This window comes from Syntrophobacterales bacterium (assembly GCA_019429105.1).
In the GTDB taxonomy this organism is placed as follows: domain Bacteria; phylum Desulfobacterota; class Syntrophia; order Syntrophales; family UBA5619; genus DYTH01.
In genome coordinates, this window is sequence record JAHYJE010000005.1 from 18,600 (window position 1) to 32,757 (window position 14,158).

The window sequence follows — 14,158 nt, forward strand, 5'->3', positions numbered from 1 at the left end:
TGTCAAGGCAAATGTCACTTTTTTGCATCATTGTTAAGAAGATTGAAGCCCCGAAACATATAATGCAATCCTGAAACTATTGTAAAAATTGCCGTCCCCCAATACAGGATAATGAGCCACCCCTGATCGATCCCTTCCGGCAGGCAGCGAATAAAAAGCGCCAGAAAAATAGTGCTCACCTGCAAGACTGTCGTTATCTTGCTTACCAGGGCAGGGTGAATTTCCACGGAAACAGACATGATGAATAATACGCAAATCCCCAGCAGAATCATAAAATCGCGACTTATTACGATGACCGCAAGCCAGGCGGGAATAACATGCAAAATGGAAAGGGTTACGAATGTGCTGGTCAGAAGCGCCTTGTCCGCGATCGGATCCAGATATGCGCCGACAACGGTCTGCTGATGCATGACCCGCGCCAGAAAGCCATCAACCGCATCGGAAATGCTCGCGATGACGAATACCGCCAGGGCCTTCATGAATGACCCCTGGATCAACAGGATAACAACAACCGGCACGAGAATTATTCGCAGCAGAGTAATAAAATTAGGGATATTCATGTTCCAACCAGTCAGGATTCTTTTTTCAGTTTCTCTATCTCCGCGCGGATAACGCGCTCGGCGATATCAGGTATCACCTCCCTGGCAATTCTTTCGGCAATGTCAACGGCCCGCTTCATAATCTCGTCGTGGAGCCCCGCATCTACAAACGCCATTTTCGGCCTTTTTTCAACTACATCCACAAGATCGTAAATTATTTCCGGATTGGCCTTTCTTCTGTCGGCACCCCCGGAAAGAGATTCCGCCGCCGCAATTGCATCGACAAGATCATAAATTTTATCATCCGGTTTAAGCAAGCGCCCCTGGCTAATAACTGCCCCTTCATCAACACCGGTCAAACCTTCCATCACGCCATCCCCTCCGCAAAGCGGCAATATTATCGCCTGTCACGAAAAAATCCCCCAATCCTGTCAAGGCTGAATCATTGTAGCAGTTATCACACCCGACTTGCCAGTTCAAGAAAATAGTATCCGGAAGGGCATGCTAAACTGACAATAACTTGTAGATGCGCCTGCGGGATTCGCCTGTCTCCCGGGCAATTCGGCTTACCGCATCCCTTCTCGACAGCGATTCCTCTCCACTTCCAATCAACTCTTCGCCCCGCATTTTTATTTCCTCATCCGAAACTTCACCCTTTTTTCTTAAAAAACCGGCAACAACTAATGTGAGCTCGCCTTTGACTGCCCTTCCCTGGAAAGCGGCAAGCGCCTCCGTCGCCGAACCACGCACAAACTCTTCATGGATTTTCGTCACCTCCCGGGAAACCACCATATTGCGGTCTCCCCAGATCTCCCTTATGTCGTTCAGGGACTCCCTCAGCCTGTTGGGCGATTCGTAAAATATTACAGTTTTTTCCTCTTCGCGCAGTTTTGTCAGCAACTGTCGGCGCCTTGACGCCTTTGACGGCAAAAAACCCATGAATACAAAACTTTCCATTGGCAAGCCGGAAACGCAAAGCGAGGCAATCAGAGCCGAAGCCCCCGGAATCGGCGACACTTTAATGCCCCGCAAGACGGCTTCTCGTACCAGAATGTACCCGGGATCGGAGATGCCCGGCGTGCCCGCATCCGATACATAGGCTACGTCTTTGCCCCCCAGCATCCTTGCTATAATCAACCCGCTTTTTTCTCTTTCAATCTGGTCGTACAGACTCGTAAGCGGGGTCGAAATGTTGTACCTTTCCAGAAGTATCCGGGTGTGTCTCGTATCCTCCGCCGCGATAAGGGACACCTCCCGCAGAACCCTCACCGCCCGGAAGGTAATATCCTCGAGGTTGCCGATGGGGGTTGCCACCAGGTAAAGAGTCCCAAAGTAATCGCGGTCGGCATTCTGCGCCGGGGCGAACATTTCCGCGGAAATCGCAGGTTTTTCCGCTGCCGCCTTTTTATCCGCAAACTGCTTGCTTTGTTTATTGATATTTTTTTTCATGATTTGCCTTTTTCCCGGGATACCGCCATTGGGAGCGCCGGAGGCACTGTCTGCGAATTTTCACGAACCCCGGCACTTGTGCTTGCTGCTTTTATATGATATCGGCACGAACCATCAACCTGTTTTTTTGAAAATTTGCATTAAAAGACTAACCAGAGGTACAGAAACGATGAACAGAATACTCATTACCGGCGGCGCAGGCTTCATAGGATCTCATCTCTGCGAACGCCTGCTCGCCGAAGGTCAGGAGGTTCTTTGCCTCGACAATTTTTTCACCGGCAGCAAGGATAATATCATTCCCTTTTTAAACAATAAAAATTTCGAACTGATCCGCCACGACATCATCAATCCCATCTACCTCGAAGTCGATCAGATCTATAACCTCGCCTGCCCGGCCTCCCCCGTCCATTACCAGTATAATCCGATCAAAACGATCAAAACCAGCGTGATGGGGGCCATCAACACCCTGGGGCTGGCCAAGCGGGTGAAGGCGAGAATCCTGCAGGCCTCAACCTCAGAGGTGTACGGAGACCCGGAGATGCATCCCCAAGAGGAGGGATACTGGGGCCGAGTCAATCCGATCGGAATCAGAAGCTGCTACGATGAGGGGAAACGGGCGGCCGAATGCCTGATGATGGATTATCATCGCCAGAATCATCTTGATATAAAAATAGTCAGAATATTCAATACATTCGGCCCTCGCATGGCGGTGAACGACGGACGCGTCGTCAGCAATTTCATCGTTCAGGCGCTGCGGGGGGAGGACATAACGGTTTTCGGCAAAGGCGCCCAGACCCGTTCCTTCTGTTACGTTGATGACCTGATCTACGGGCTGATCCGGATGATGAATTCCCCGGAAGGATTTACTGGCCCGGTCAACATCGGAAATCCTCAGGAATTTACCATTCTGCAGCTCGCCCAAAAAATTATTGATATAACAAATTCCTCCTCGAAAATTGTTTTTCTTCCCCTTCCCCAGGACGATCCGACCCAGCGGCGGCCGGATATAGCGCTGGCCAGAGAAAAATTGGGGTGGGAACCGCATATCCAGCTTGACGAGGGTTTGAGAAAAACGATCGCCTATTTTTCCGGCTTGATAAAAAACTAAAATGCGCGTAACCGATTTCTATTCAATTTCAAGAGGATGTCAATGACTGAAAGAAGGATTCTCTGTATCGGCGCCGGTTATGTCGGCGGCCCCACGATGGCGATGATCGCCGACAAGTGTCCCCACTGCCGGGTTACGGTCGTGGACATTGATTCTGAAAGGATTGCCGCCTGGAATTCGGCCAGTCTGCCGATCTACGAACCGGGGCTGGATGAACTTGTCCGGAGTTCCCGGGGGAGAAACCTCTTTTTCAGCACCGACATCGAACAAGGCATCCGGGAAAATGAGATCATCTTCGTTAGCGTCAACACCCCGACCAAGTCCTTTGGCCTCGGCGCGGGGCTTGCCGCCGATCTTCAGTACTGGGAAAAAACCGCCCGGCAGATTCTGGAGTTCTCGCAATCGGCGAAGATCGTGATCGAAAAAAGCACTTTGCCTGTAAAAACCGCCCTGGCGATGGAAAGAATCCTCAACAGCGGGAAGCAGGAGATCCATTTTGATGTCCTTTCCAATCCGGAGTTTCTCGCCGAAGGGAGCGCCGTGCGTGACCTGGAAAACCCGGACCGCGTCCTGATCGGGTCGCGGGAAACCGGGGAGGGGCTCAAGGCAAGGGGAATTCTTGCCGACATTTTCGCCCACTGGGTTCCCCGGGAACGGATATTGACCTCCAATATCTGGAGCAGCGAGCTCTCCAAACTTGTCGCCAACGCCTTTCTCGCCCAGAGAATATCTTCGATCAACACCATTTCCGCCCTTTGTGAAAAGGCGGAGGCCAATGTCGCCGAGGTTGCCCGCGCCGTCGGCATGGACAGCCGGATAGGCTCAAAATTCCTGAATGCGAGCATCGGCTTTGGCGGTTCATGCTTCAAAAAAGACATCCTGAATCTTGTCTATCTCTGCAGAAATTATGGGCTAAATGAGGTAGCCGATTACTGGGAGATGGTCATCCGGATAAACGATTATCAGCAGGAGCGCTTCATTCAGGGCATGCTTGGGGCGATGTTCAACACCCTCTCCGGCAAAAAAATCGCCCTCTTCGGCTTCGCCTTCAAGGCCGATACGGGCGACACCCGGGAAAGCCCGGCCATTTACATCGCCCGCAGACTTATCGAGGAGCGGGCCATAGTCATCGTCACCGACCCCCAGGCGCTGAAAAACGCCCGCAAGGACCTTTCCGGCGAAGAAGGCAAGGTCAGCTACATAGAAGACCCGTACAGCGCCGCGGCAGGATGCCACGCAATTGCTGTCATGACGGAATGGGGGATGTACAAAGACCTCGATTTTCAGCGAATTTACGAAAGCATGGAAAAGCCGGCTTTTATCTTCGATGGCAGAAACATCCTCGAACACCGTTCCTGTTTCGAGATCGGGTTCAATGTCTATCCGCTCGGCAAGCCGCCCCTGACCCATTTTTAGAAGGCCAGATCGAAGGCATTTTTGATAAGCTCGAACGTCGTCCCGGTGGGGAGGATTTTTACCGCGACGACGTCAAATCTGGCGTTGCGGCTGTGCTGGTGTTTTTCTTCGATATAATTGAGCGCGACCATCGAAATTTTTTTCTGCTTCCTGGCGCCAACCGCCAGTTGAGGATCGCCGTAGGCAATGGAACGTCTGCTCTTTACCTCAATAAAAACGATGCTGCCGCCTTCTTCGGCGACAATATCGATTTCGCCGAAAATACACCGGTAATTTCTCTCAATGATCCGGTATCCGACCTTCGCAAGGTAAACGGCCGCCAGTTCTTCGCCCCTTTTCCCCACACCCAACCGAGCAAAAGTCATGGCAAATCCCCGTCTGAAAAAGGAGCAACCATCACAGCAGGCTGCCGCTTGCAACAAGATCGTCAACCCCTGCGACATGAAAAGAGCGCCGATGAATCTTGCATCGCCCGTATTTAACGATTGCCTCCCGGTGCTCTTTTGTTCCGTATCCCTTGTTTTTAAGAAAATTATAGGCGGGGAACTGACGGTGGTACATCTCCATCAGCCGGTCTCGAGAGACCTTGGCAATAATCGAGGCCGCTGCTATTGAAATACTGAGAGAATCACCGCGCACGATGGCTTCCTGAGGGATATCCAGAACAATGCCGTTCAAACCGTCTATCAGCAGATAATCAGGGCGGGGGCAAAGGCCGCAAACGGCCTCTTTCATAGCGAGCAGAGTCGCCCGCAGTATGTTGAGGGAATCTATGACCTGCACGTCCGAAACGCCGACGCCAATGGCAACCGCGTCTCTTTGTATTACCTCATAAAGTCTTTCGCGCCTTTTGGCGGAAAGCTTCTTGGAGTCGTTTATCTCGGGATGTTCATACCCCTGCGGCAGTACTACCGCGGCGGCGACAACCGGACCCGCCAGAGGCCCGCGGCCCGCTTCGTCGATACCGGCAATAGCGCAAAAGCCCCGCCCGCCGGCGCGGCGCTCAAAGCTGCCCATCTCCGGGTTCCTGGCCATTTAACAAGCCCCCCAACAGAAACCTCTTGCAAAAAACTCCCTATTTTTCGGCTTCCTTGATCTTGGCGCGCTTGCCCCTCAGGCTCCTCAGATAATAAAGTCGGGAACGCCGAACCTTGCCCCGGGAGATCACCTCAACATGATCTATGGAGGGAGAATGCATCGGGAAGGTCTTTTCCACGCCGATGCCATAAGAAACCTTCCTGACAGTGAAACTCGCGCGAATGTCCCCGCGGCGGCGACGGATAACGGCGCCTTCAAAAGCCTGAATACGCTGCTTCTGCCCCTCGACGATGCGGATAAAAACCTTTACCGTATCACCGGTACTGAAATCGGGGATATCCCCCCTCATCTGCTCTTTTTCTATGAATTCAATAGGATTCATCTTCTTTTCGCTCCTTCAATCTTCCTCTGTGGTATTTTTGGTTATAGCGTCTGCCTCGTATATCATGGCTTGACATCATCATTTAAATAATCTCTATTTTGCTAAGTGCAACCTCTCTTTGTCCGTCAACTCGGCCTTTCCCAGCAAATCAGGCCGTTTGTTTCTTGTTCTGATCAATGACTGACTGCGCCGCCACTCCTCAATCTCACGGTGGTTTCCGGAGAGAAGCACATCAGGAACTCTCCAGCCGCGATACTCCGGCGGCCTCGTGTAATGAGGGTATTCAAGCAAACCCTCCGCAAAAGAATCGGTCACGGCGGATTCACTGTTTCCCAGAACGCCCGGCACAAACCGCGAAACGGCGTCCAGCAGAACCAGCGCCGAAAGCTCACCGCCAGTAAGCACGTAATCCCCGATGGAAATTTCCCGATTAACGAGGTGCCTTCTTACCCTCTCGTCAACCCCCTCATAATGACCGCAGACCATGACGAGCTGCGGCTGGCGGGCGAGCTCTTGCGCCATCTTTTGACTAAGCGGCTCTCCCTGGGGCGTCAGCAGAATAACCGGCGCATCCTCATTCAATAACGGAACAGCGCTGAGGGCGCGGTCGATAGGCTCAACCTTCATCACCATTCCCCCCCCGCCGCCGTAAGGGGAGTCATCCGTCATGCGATGTCTGTCTTCGGCATAAGCCCGGATGTCGTACAGATTAACCTCAATAATGCCCCTGTCAATGGCCTTCTTCAGGATGCTGCTCTCGAGGGGGGATGCAAACATCTCCGGAAAGATTGTCAGAATATCAAAACGGATCATTGCTCAAAGAACCCTTCCGGCAATCTGACAACCATGACCCGGCGCTCAACATCGATCGTTATTATAACCTCGGCCATGGCGGGAATCAGCAGCTCCCGCTGCTCATCCCTGCACACATAGACATCATTGCTACCCGTCGGAAACACCGTTTCAATACGTCCCAACAGCTCGTTTTCCTCTGTAAATGCCTGCATGCCTATAATATCCTGCCAGTAATACTCATCCTCTTGCAGCGGTTTCATCTTTTCGGCAGACATCCAGACTATGAGCCCCCGGAGCTTTTCGGCCTCATTGCGGTCATCTATCCCGGCGAGTTTCATGATGAAGAAACCCTCCCCGTTCTGAATGCCGCCCAGAGGATAAGCGACGACCGCGGCCGGGCTCTTTCCCAAAAACAAATCGGAAACAGATTCCAGCACATCCGGCGCTTGCAGATATGACAAGACCTTGATCCGTCCCCCCAAACCATGGGAACGGACAACCTTGCCTATTTCAATGAGCTTCATGGCTGCTATTCAATTAATTGTCACTATTCAACAATTTCCAGAACCGAACGTTTGTGTATCTTCGTTGAGGCGGCGCTTAAGATGGTCCTCATCGCCTTGGCGGTCTTCCCCTGTTTGCCAATGACTTTACCAAGATCTTCTTTGGAGACTCTCAATTCCAGAACGGAAGTCTGTTCCCCGACAACCTCTGTAACATTAACCATCTCAGGGTTATCCACAAGAGCGCGAGCAATATAAGCAATCAACTCTTTCATCGCCTTTAGCCTCCCTCGTCACAAAAAACTAAACACCGATCCCCTTTTTGCGGAGCAGTTGAGACACCGTAAGCGTTGGTCTGGCGCCAACCGCAATCCACTGTTTGATGCGCTCCTCTTTTAAAACCACCTCGGCAGGATTTTTGTTCGGGTCATAATTGCCCAATATTTCAAGAAATTCTCCGTCCCTCGGGCATTGCGAGTCCGCAGCCACCACCCTGTAGATCGGCTTCCCCTTGCTGCCTTTTCTTGTCAATCTGATTTTTACCGCCATATACCTTAACTGCCACCTCCTAAAATTATTCTTAAACGAGCTGGGACGAATATCATATTTTTTTTTAGATTAAAAGGGAAAATTTCCCCTGCGCAGTGATTTTATTCCTCCCTTGGTAAACCGCTTCATTAATTTTCTCATTTCCACATAATTTTTCAGCAGCGTGTTGACATCCTGAACCGTTGTACCGCTGCCGCGGGCAATCCGCTTGCGCCGGCTGCCGTCGATAATCAGGTAATTTCTCCGCTCCCGCGGCGTCATTGAATCAATGATCGCCCCTGTCCTAACGAGCTCGCGCTCGTCGGGCTTGAGATCCTTCAGCGCCTTTACCTTATTCATTCCCGGCAGCATCCCGATGACATCCTGCAGAGGCCCCATCTTGCTTATCTGCTTCATCTGCGTCCGCAGATCATCGAGGGTAAACTCGTTTTTCCGGAGCTTTTTTTCCAGCTCCCGCTGCTGTTTTACGTCAACCGCCTCCCGGGCCTTCTCCACCAGGGTCAAGACATCGCCCATTCCCAGAATCCGGGAAGCCATTCTTTCGGGATGAAACACCTCCAGGGCGTCTATCTTCTCCCCCGCGCCGACAAACTTGATCGGCTTGCCGATAACTGCCTTGAGGGAAAGGGCCGCGCCGCCGCGAGCATCCCCATCCATCTTTGTCATTATAACGCCGTCAATCCCGAGCAGTTCATCGAAACGCCCCGCAACATTGACGGCATCCTGACCGGTCATCGCATCCGCTACAAAAAGGATCTCGGTCGGATTGATTAAAGATTTGATCTTCTTTAACTCCTCCATCATCGGGACATCTATCGCCAACCTCCCGGCTGTATCAACGATGATTACCTCATAGCCGCCGCTCCTTGCCTCCTCGACGGCCAGCCTGCAAATCTCCACCGGATCGGCGAGCCCGGCCGCATCGAAAATGCCCGCGCCGATTTGCTCGCCGAGCACCTTCAACTGCTCCATGGCGGCAGGCCGGTAAACATCGGCGGAGACCAGATAGACCCGCTTGCCGCCGGCGGCAACAAGCCTGGCCAGCTTGACCGCCGTTGTTGTTTTCCCGCATCCCTGGAGCCCCACCAGCATGATCGGCGCGGGAATGCGGCCTCCGAACCTGATCTGGCTGCTGGTTGTGCCCATCAGCTCGATGAGCCGCTCATGAACGATCTTTACCACCTGCTGGCCAGGGGTGATGCTCTCAATCACCTCCTGCCCTACTGCCCGCTTTTTTACTTCCTCAATAAAATCACGGACAACCCGGAAATTTACGTCTGCCTCTAAAAGCGCGATCCTTATTTCCTTCAGAGCCGCCTGGATATTTTCTTCATCCAGACGTCCCTTGCCCTTCAGTTTACGAAAAATGACGTCAAGTTTATCGGACAGATTCTCAAACATTTTAATCCCTTCTAAGCCCCGCCGCCCTTGTTGCGACGGATAATGCATTGCACGCCCTTTATTTTCTGGGTAATTCGCGCCGCGGCGCTCTCTGCCTTTTGCCTGTCTTCAAAGCCAACGGCAATAACCCGAAACCATCTCCCTTTACCCGGGAGATCCTTCGGCGTGATCGTTGTGGAAAAGCCAACTGATATCAGCCTTTTCTCCATTTTTTTTGCCTGGGTTACATCCCTGTACGCCGCCACCTGCACCTGAAAGCTGCCCTTCTTTTGCGTTTCATCGGCAGCGGCGGCGCCGGGCAAAGGTGGTACAGCAGGCGCCTCTGAAAACGTTTTTTGCCCAGGCAAAACGGTCTTATCAGCTTCCCTGCCAGTAACAGGATTCGCTGGGCCGGGATTTGGCGGAGCGACTTTCCTCACAACATCTCCGGCAGCCGTATCTGTGGATAATGAATGGTTTTGGGCGGCTGAAGGGGTGGTCTTTTCATCGCGGAGGCTATCGCTTTCGGTAATCCCCTTGCTGCTCTTTTTTTCGCCCAATGTCCTGTAAAAGGTCAGATCGAAATCCTCTTCCCCAGTTGCAGTCCCGCCCTGTACCCTCTGTCCATCGGGCAACGGCATCTCCTGCTTTTGCGGGGCCATGGCCAGACCGGAAAAGCGACCCCTCACTAAATCAACGAGGCCGCCGGGATACCGATCCGGATAGGCGTCCAAGTGCTTCCCGACAAGCATCCCCAAAAGAAAGATGGAGAACAGCAGCACAGACATGCCGCTGACAAACAGAATCAACCCCGGTTTGCCCAGTTTCAATTCTAACGTGCGCCTGTTTTTCGCAACCATTGGCGAGGTCCCGTCACATCTTTTCCGGGGCGGAAACGCCCAGTATTTTGAGTGCATTCCTTAAAACAACAAGCAGCGAATGCACCAGAAACAACCTTGCGCCCGAAAGGGCAAGGTCCTCCGACAATACCTTGTTCTTATTGTAGTAACTGTGAAAGGACGCTGCCAGGTCGTTCAGGTAGAAAGTCAGACGATGCGGCTCCAGCGACTCAGCCGCCCCCACGATTAACCCCGGGAAGCGGATAATCGCCTTGATGAGCTCTATTTCATCCGGAAGCTGCAGCAGCGCCGGTTCGACTTCCGCCAGCATGGGCACGTTGAATCCCTTTTCCTCCGCCATTTTCAGGATGCTGCAGATCCGCGCGTGGGCGTACTGGACATAATAGACAGGGTTTTCAATGGACTGCTTTTTTGCCACCTCCAGATCGAAATCGAGGTGGCTATCGGAGCGTCGCATCAGAAAGTTGTAACGAGCCGCATCCCGGCCGACTTCGTCCACAACCTCGCGGAGGGTGACAAACTCCCCGGAACGCGTTGACATCGCCACCGGCTTTCCGTCCCTAAGCAGATTGACAAGTTGCACGAGGATTACCTGCAGCGACTCCTTGTCATATCCCAGCGCCTGGACGGCGGCGGACATCCGGGGGATGTAGCCGTGATGATCCGCGCCCCAGATATCGATTATCCTTTCAAAACCCCTGAGGAATTTATTCTGGTGATAGGCAATATCGGCGGCGAAGTAGGTCGGAAGGCCGTTTTGACGGATCACCACCCGATCCTTTTCATCCCCGAAGAGTGTTGTTTTGAACCAGACAGTCCCCTCTTCCCGGTAGATAATACCTTTATCTTCAAGGGATTGGAGAAGTTTTTCCACGCACTCATTTTTGTAGAGCTCCCTTTCGCTGAAGTAGCCGTCGAAGGAGACGCCGAACAAGCTCAGGTCCTCCTTAATCCCCTCCAGGATCGCCCCGGCCGCATAAGCGGTGAACTCGGGAACAACATCCGCCTCATCCCTGTCAAGGTGGACATCTTTGTCTTTCTTCATTATTTCCGCGGCAATATCCTTAATGTAGTCACCCTGATAGAGCCCTTCAACCAGCTCCACCTGCCGCCCCTGCAGCTCCTGATAACGCCGAAAAACCGATTTTCCCAGGTTGTTCATCTGGTTGCCCGCGTCATTGACGTAATACTCACGAAAGACGTCAAATCCGGCGGCGGCCAGAATATTGGCAACGACATCGCCGACGACGGCGCCCCGGGCATGGCCGATATGCAGGGGCCCGGTCGGATTGGCGCTGACAAACTCCACCTGCACCTTCTTCCCGCCTCCGACGGTTGATTGCCCATAGGCATCGCCCGAGCGCTCCACATCGGCAAGCAGGGATGCCCAGACGCCTTCCCGGATGGTGAAATTGAGAAATCCCGGGCCGGCGATTTCCACCTTCTTCAGGATGTTTTCGTCATCGGCAATTCCGTCAACAATTATCCGGGCGATCTCGCGGGGATTTTTTCGTGCCTGCGCTGCCATTATCATCGCTACGTTGGAGGCGTAATCCCCATGCTTTGGATCTTTGGCATGTTCCAGTTCGATACCGCCCGCTTCCAAATCAGGCATAAGCCCCGCCGCCGCGGCCTTATGAACCGCTCTTTCCAGCAGGACGACTATTTTATTTTTCATGCAAAACAGCTCCTTAAAAATGCCGATTAATATTCTACAATTAGAAAAAGGTCGTCCGCAAGGCCAACCTGAAGAATCCCGAAAGCGAGGTATAGCGGTTTTGTCTTTCTATCCCTCCTGCCAGTTCTTTTCCGCAGACTCAACATCCTTATCCCTTATTGAAACGTCCCGTGTGAAATCGGGACAGCGGACGTTGCCGGTGGAATCGGTAAAAATGCTGAATTTCTTCTGACAGTCTCTTCTCCATGCACATATTGAGCAGTACTTCTTGGCTGTTGACATATTGCCCCTCCCCCGCAAACCGCTTCTGCTGTAACAGTTTGCGCTTGTTTATCTTGGCACGCCTTCGAAGTCAAGAAAATTGACGTCCCGGACCAACTTGCCGAAGGAGATGCGGGGGGAATTTCCAAGGTTATTCGCAAACAGCTTTTCACAATGATTATACCCTGCCTCATCCGGATTATTTCATCCCTATCCCAGTTCCATAAAAGGGTTCCGGAGCAGCGTTCTTTAAGTCTTGACAACCGGCTCAGGTTTGGATTAGACAAGAAAAAAGGGGTATTTACAATGAAAAAACTGATCGCACTATTTGCTGTCCTTCTGCTTTCTTCACTGTTTCCATCCGCCGTTCATTCGACCTATTTGCTCCACCTCGAAAACGGGGGGCAATTTACAACTCCGCATTACTGGGAGGAGGGCGGCAATATCATCTTCTTCTACGTCCCCGGAGGATTGATGGGGATAGAAAAAAGAACAGTCATGAAAATAGATACGTTAGCGCCCCGGCGAGAGACAGGCTCGGCTATAGTCGCCGCCCCCCCCGTTTCCCTCCCTGAAACGTCGCAAAAAACACCCGCAATGGGATCAAAAGCGCCGACGCCTCCCCTCGCTCGACAAAGGAATCCGGAAGAAAGCGCAGTCATGAGGGAATTCAACCTGCTCAAGGAGCGTATGGCGGCTGCGGCGACGATGACGACTGAAGAACTTTACGCCTTTGAAAAGGAGTTGACCGCCTTCCGAAACAAGATTCTTGCCGCGCGCCTGGGGCATCTCTACTCGGACCAGCTTCTCGAAACGGCGAATATGGGAGGCAAGGTGGAAGAACTTTTGAAGGCCAAAGCTCAATAGTATTCTTTCCAGCTGATAATCCGGAGTGACTGGTTCTTCAAGGCATTGTCCACCATGCAACTGTCGTATTGAATGTCCAGCCCGCCGTTGATCGCCACCGTCTGGTTGGCCAGCACCGCCCCCCGGATATTGACGCCCGAACCGCCGCCATTGAAGGTCATGACGCCCGTAGATAAAACGAGCCCATACCAGACAAACCCCCCACCCAGTTCCAGGTCCCCATCCACAAGAAGAACCCCGTAGCCAACCACGTTCTGCAGTTTCAAACCCTGAACATTGTAAGGATTGGCAGTATTCGAATAAACGGTTACATAATTAGCAGAGCTCCCATAAGTCGCTCCGTTGGTATCGGAGGTGATAAAAGTGCTGGCTGAACCTTTCAGTTCGCTCACATAGCCTGCGATATCAATGTCGAGCGTCCCCTGCTGAGGCCCGGGCGGATCGGGAATCAGGGGGGGGCTGCCGTTGGGGTTTGTCACGGAGGGCACCCTCGTGTAGGTGGGCGGCTTGGCGGCGGCAGCCCCGCAGTTATCGGTTCCGCTGACAACCATAGACGATCCGTTCCCGGTAATATCGCCCTTGGCATAGATGGCGGCCGCCACCACGGGACCGGGGTTATGGACGACTTCCGCCCTGATTCTTTTCAGGGAAGTCCCATTTTTCCCGTATCCGGTGATAATTTCCACCGGCCTGTGCCCCGTCGCGGCTGCCGACGTAAACTGGAGCGCCGCGGTCGGCGTGGCCGCATTGCCATATCCCCAATAAATTATATTGCCCGGCGCTGCCGCGGTGGAGTGCATGCCCGTATTGCCGTCGTTATCGTAATAATGAGACGAATACACCGGCTTGTGGCCTGCCAGCTCGGCATCATATTCCGTCTTGTGCCTGATTTTCACAAGGTAGGAAATGGCTGACTGGAGACTGTTCGCCGTAATGGCGGTATTGGTGTGCGAAGCGGAGGTGGGTATGTAGTTCTGATAGCTGGCGCTGTAGTCTGCATCATCGGAGAACTGCCAGGAACTTGATGTAAAGATGTAGGAGGACCAAAGCGAAGCAGGCGTCGTGGCCGGGTCCCCTGCATAACTGTCAGCCGTGGATATCCCCCGCAATCGCTCTATAGCCTCGGCGATCCCGGCTTCCGCCGCATAAAAGGCCTGCACCCCCGTCTTTTGATTGCCGGCGATCTTCAAATCCGTAGTCGAGTTCTGGACGGCGACACTGCCCAGCAGCACGAGGATTACCACCATCATCAGGGTAACGACCAGAACCATACCCCTTTCGTTTCCGATCATCATCTGCGAATTCTGCTTCATCATTTCCTGTATCCTCCCTA

The 14,158-nt window shown here is 52.8% G+C and carries 18 protein-coding genes; 3 read left to right on the forward strand and 15 right to left on the reverse strand.

From position 1 onward, the window contains the following. Positions 1-14: 14 nt before the first annotated feature. From K0B01_02640 to rsmI, 3 genes are all read right to left on the reverse strand, one after another. The gene (locus K0B01_02640) at positions 15-560 is read right to left on the reverse strand and encodes a CDP-alcohol phosphatidyltransferase family protein (protein MBW6485036.1); all 546 of its coding nucleotides are present in this window, start codon (positions 558-560) and stop codon (positions 15-17) included. An 11-nt stretch (positions 561-571) separates the two neighbouring features. Further along, the gene (locus tag K0B01_02645) at positions 572-910 is read right to left on the reverse strand and encodes a hypothetical protein (GenBank protein MBW6485037.1); all 339 of its coding nucleotides are present in this window, start codon (positions 908-910) and stop codon (positions 572-574) included. Positions 911-1,043: 133 nt separating this feature from the next. After that, positions 1,044-1,907, reverse strand: coding sequence for a 16S rRNA (cytidine(1402)-2'-O)-methyltransferase (gene rsmI / locus K0B01_02650; GenBank protein ID MBW6485038.1), 864 nt, complete (start codon positions 1,905-1,907; stop codon positions 1,044-1,046). 250 nt (positions 1,908-2,157) lie between these two features. On the opposite strand from rsmI, the gene K0B01_02655 reads away from it, so the two are divergent. Both K0B01_02655 and K0B01_02660 read left to right on the forward strand, forming a co-directional pair. Further along, entirely contained in the window at positions 2,158-3,096 is a 939-nt protein-coding gene (locus K0B01_02655; protein MBW6485039.1) for an SDR family oxidoreductase, read from the forward strand. Between the two features lie 42 nt (positions 3,097-3,138). Continuing rightward, entirely contained in the window at positions 3,139-4,512 is a 1,374-nt protein-coding gene (locus K0B01_02660; protein MBW6485040.1) for a nucleotide sugar dehydrogenase, read from the forward strand. Here the strand turns inward: K0B01_02660 and K0B01_02665 are convergent. The 11 genes from K0B01_02665 to K0B01_02715 all read right to left on the reverse strand — a co-directional run bounded on the left by K0B01_02665 (position 4,509) and on the right by K0B01_02715 (position 11,979). After that, on the reverse strand, positions 4,509-4,877 hold the full coding sequence (locus tag K0B01_02665; GenBank protein ID MBW6485041.1) for a YraN family protein: 369 nt from the start codon (positions 4,875-4,877) through the stop codon (positions 4,509-4,511). The genes K0B01_02660 and K0B01_02665 overlap by 4 nt on opposite strands. 31 nt (positions 4,878-4,908) lie before the next feature. Beyond that, entirely contained in the window at positions 4,909-5,529 is a 621-nt protein-coding gene (locus tag K0B01_02670) for a ribonuclease HII (GenBank protein MBW6485042.1), read from the reverse strand. A 58-nt stretch (positions 5,530-5,587) separates the two neighbouring features. After that, complete coding sequence (gene rplS, locus K0B01_02675; protein MBW6485043.1) at positions 5,588-5,932, reverse strand: 50S ribosomal protein L19; 345 nt, start codon at positions 5,930-5,932, stop codon at positions 5,588-5,590. 93 nt (positions 5,933-6,025) lie between these two features. After that, positions 6,026-6,745 (reverse strand): tRNA (guanosine(37)-N1)-methyltransferase TrmD, encoded by a 720-nt coding sequence (gene trmD / locus K0B01_02680; GenBank protein MBW6485044.1) that lies wholly within the window; start codon positions 6,743-6,745, stop codon positions 6,026-6,028. Next, on the reverse strand, positions 6,742-7,251 hold the full coding sequence (gene rimM, locus K0B01_02685) for a ribosome maturation factor RimM (protein ID MBW6485045.1): 510 nt from the start codon (positions 7,249-7,251) through the stop codon (positions 6,742-6,744). The genes trmD and rimM overlap by 4 nt, the downstream gene beginning before the upstream one ends. 23 nt (positions 7,252-7,274) lie before the next feature. After that, the gene (locus K0B01_02690) at positions 7,275-7,505 is read right to left on the reverse strand and encodes a KH domain-containing protein (protein ID MBW6485046.1); all 231 of its coding nucleotides are present in this window, start codon (positions 7,503-7,505) and stop codon (positions 7,275-7,277) included. 28 nt (positions 7,506-7,533) lie between these two features. Next, positions 7,534-7,779, reverse strand: a complete 246-nt coding sequence (gene rpsP, locus K0B01_02695; GenBank protein MBW6485047.1) for a 30S ribosomal protein S16 — start codon at positions 7,777-7,779, stop codon at positions 7,534-7,536. Between the two features lie 69 nt (positions 7,780-7,848). Next, complete coding sequence (gene ffh / locus K0B01_02700) at positions 7,849-9,180, reverse strand: signal recognition particle protein (protein MBW6485048.1); 1,332 nt, start codon at positions 9,178-9,180, stop codon at positions 7,849-7,851. Between the two features lie 11 nt (positions 9,181-9,191). Then, positions 9,192-10,019 carry an SPOR domain-containing protein gene (locus K0B01_02705; protein ID MBW6485049.1) on the reverse strand — a complete coding sequence of 276 codons (828 nt, stop codon included), beginning with the start codon at positions 10,017-10,019 and terminating at the stop codon, positions 9,192-9,194. A gap of 13 nt (positions 10,020-10,032) precedes the next feature. Further along, a complete protein-coding gene (gene argS, locus K0B01_02710; protein ID MBW6485050.1) occupies positions 10,033-11,697 on the reverse strand; it encodes an arginine--tRNA ligase in 1,665 nt (554 codons plus the stop codon). 108 nt (positions 11,698-11,805) lie between these two features. Next, entirely contained in the window at positions 11,806-11,979 is a 174-nt protein-coding gene (locus K0B01_02715) for a hypothetical protein (protein ID MBW6485051.1), read from the reverse strand. A 285-nt stretch (positions 11,980-12,264) separates the two neighbouring features. On the opposite strand from K0B01_02715, the gene K0B01_02720 reads away from it, so the two are divergent. Continuing rightward, entirely contained in the window at positions 12,265-12,825 is a 561-nt protein-coding gene (locus K0B01_02720) for a hypothetical protein (GenBank protein MBW6485052.1), read from the forward strand. On the opposite strand, the gene K0B01_02725 is transcribed toward K0B01_02720, so the two are convergent. After that, the gene (locus K0B01_02725; GenBank protein ID MBW6485053.1) at positions 12,819-14,141 is read right to left on the reverse strand and encodes a hypothetical protein; all 1,323 of its coding nucleotides are present in this window, start codon (positions 14,139-14,141) and stop codon (positions 12,819-12,821) included. The genes K0B01_02720 and K0B01_02725 overlap by 7 nt on opposite strands. Positions 14,142-14,158: the final 17 nt, after the last annotated feature.

What these genes read in the sequence shown, in the direction of transcription:
- K0B01_02640 (MBW6485036.1), bottom strand. Translation starts at nt 560, where the DNA reads ATGAATATCCCTAATTTTATTACTCTGCTGCGAATAATTCTCGTGCCG.
- rsmI (MBW6485038.1), bottom strand. Translation starts at nt 1,907, where the DNA reads ATGTTCGCCCCGGCGCAGAATGCCGACCGCGATTACTTTGGGACTCTT.
- K0B01_02655 (MBW6485039.1), top strand. Translation starts at nt 2,158, where the DNA reads ATGAACAGAATACTCATTACCGGCGGCGCAGGCTTCATAGGATCTCAT.
- K0B01_02660 (MBW6485040.1), top strand. Translation starts at nt 3,139, where the DNA reads ATGACTGAAAGAAGGATTCTCTGTATCGGCGCCGGTTATGTCGGCGGC.
- K0B01_02665 (MBW6485041.1), bottom strand. Translation starts at nt 4,877, where the DNA reads ATGACTTTTGCTCGGTTGGGTGTGGGGAAAAGGGGCGAAGAACTGGCG.
- K0B01_02670 (MBW6485042.1), bottom strand. Translation starts at nt 5,529, where the DNA reads ATGGGCAGCTTTGAGCGCCGCGCCGGCGGGCGGGGCTTTTGCGCTATT.
- rplS (MBW6485043.1), bottom strand. Translation starts at nt 5,932, where the DNA reads ATGAATCCTATTGAATTCATAGAAAAAGAGCAGATGAGGGGGGATATC.
- trmD (MBW6485044.1), bottom strand. Translation starts at nt 6,745, where the DNA reads ATGATCCGTTTTGATATTCTGACAATCTTTCCGGAGATGTTTGCATCC.
- rimM (MBW6485045.1), bottom strand. Translation starts at nt 7,251, where the DNA reads ATGAAGCTCATTGAAATAGGCAAGGTTGTCCGTTCCCATGGTTTGGGG.
- K0B01_02690 (MBW6485046.1), bottom strand. Translation starts at nt 7,505, where the DNA reads ATGAAAGAGTTGATTGCTTATATTGCTCGCGCTCTTGTGGATAACCCT.
- rpsP (MBW6485047.1), bottom strand. Translation starts at nt 7,779, where the DNA reads ATGGCGGTAAAAATCAGATTGACAAGAAAAGGCAGCAAGGGGAAGCCG.
- ffh (MBW6485048.1), bottom strand. Translation starts at nt 9,180, where the DNA reads ATGTTTGAGAATCTGTCCGATAAACTTGACGTCATTTTTCGTAAACTG.
- K0B01_02705 (MBW6485049.1), bottom strand. Translation starts at nt 10,019, where the DNA reads ATGGTTGCGAAAAACAGGCGCACGTTAGAATTGAAACTGGGCAAACCG.
- argS (MBW6485050.1), bottom strand. Translation starts at nt 11,697, where the DNA reads ATGAAAAATAAAATAGTCGTCCTGCTGGAAAGAGCGGTTCATAAGGCC.
- K0B01_02715 (MBW6485051.1), bottom strand. Translation starts at nt 11,979, where the DNA reads ATGTCAACAGCCAAGAAGTACTGCTCAATATGTGCATGGAGAAGAGAC.
- K0B01_02720 (MBW6485052.1), top strand. Translation starts at nt 12,265, where the DNA reads ATGAAAAAACTGATCGCACTATTTGCTGTCCTTCTGCTTTCTTCACTG.
- K0B01_02725 (MBW6485053.1), bottom strand. Translation starts at nt 14,141, where the DNA reads ATGATGAAGCAGAATTCGCAGATGATGATCGGAAACGAAAGGGGTATG.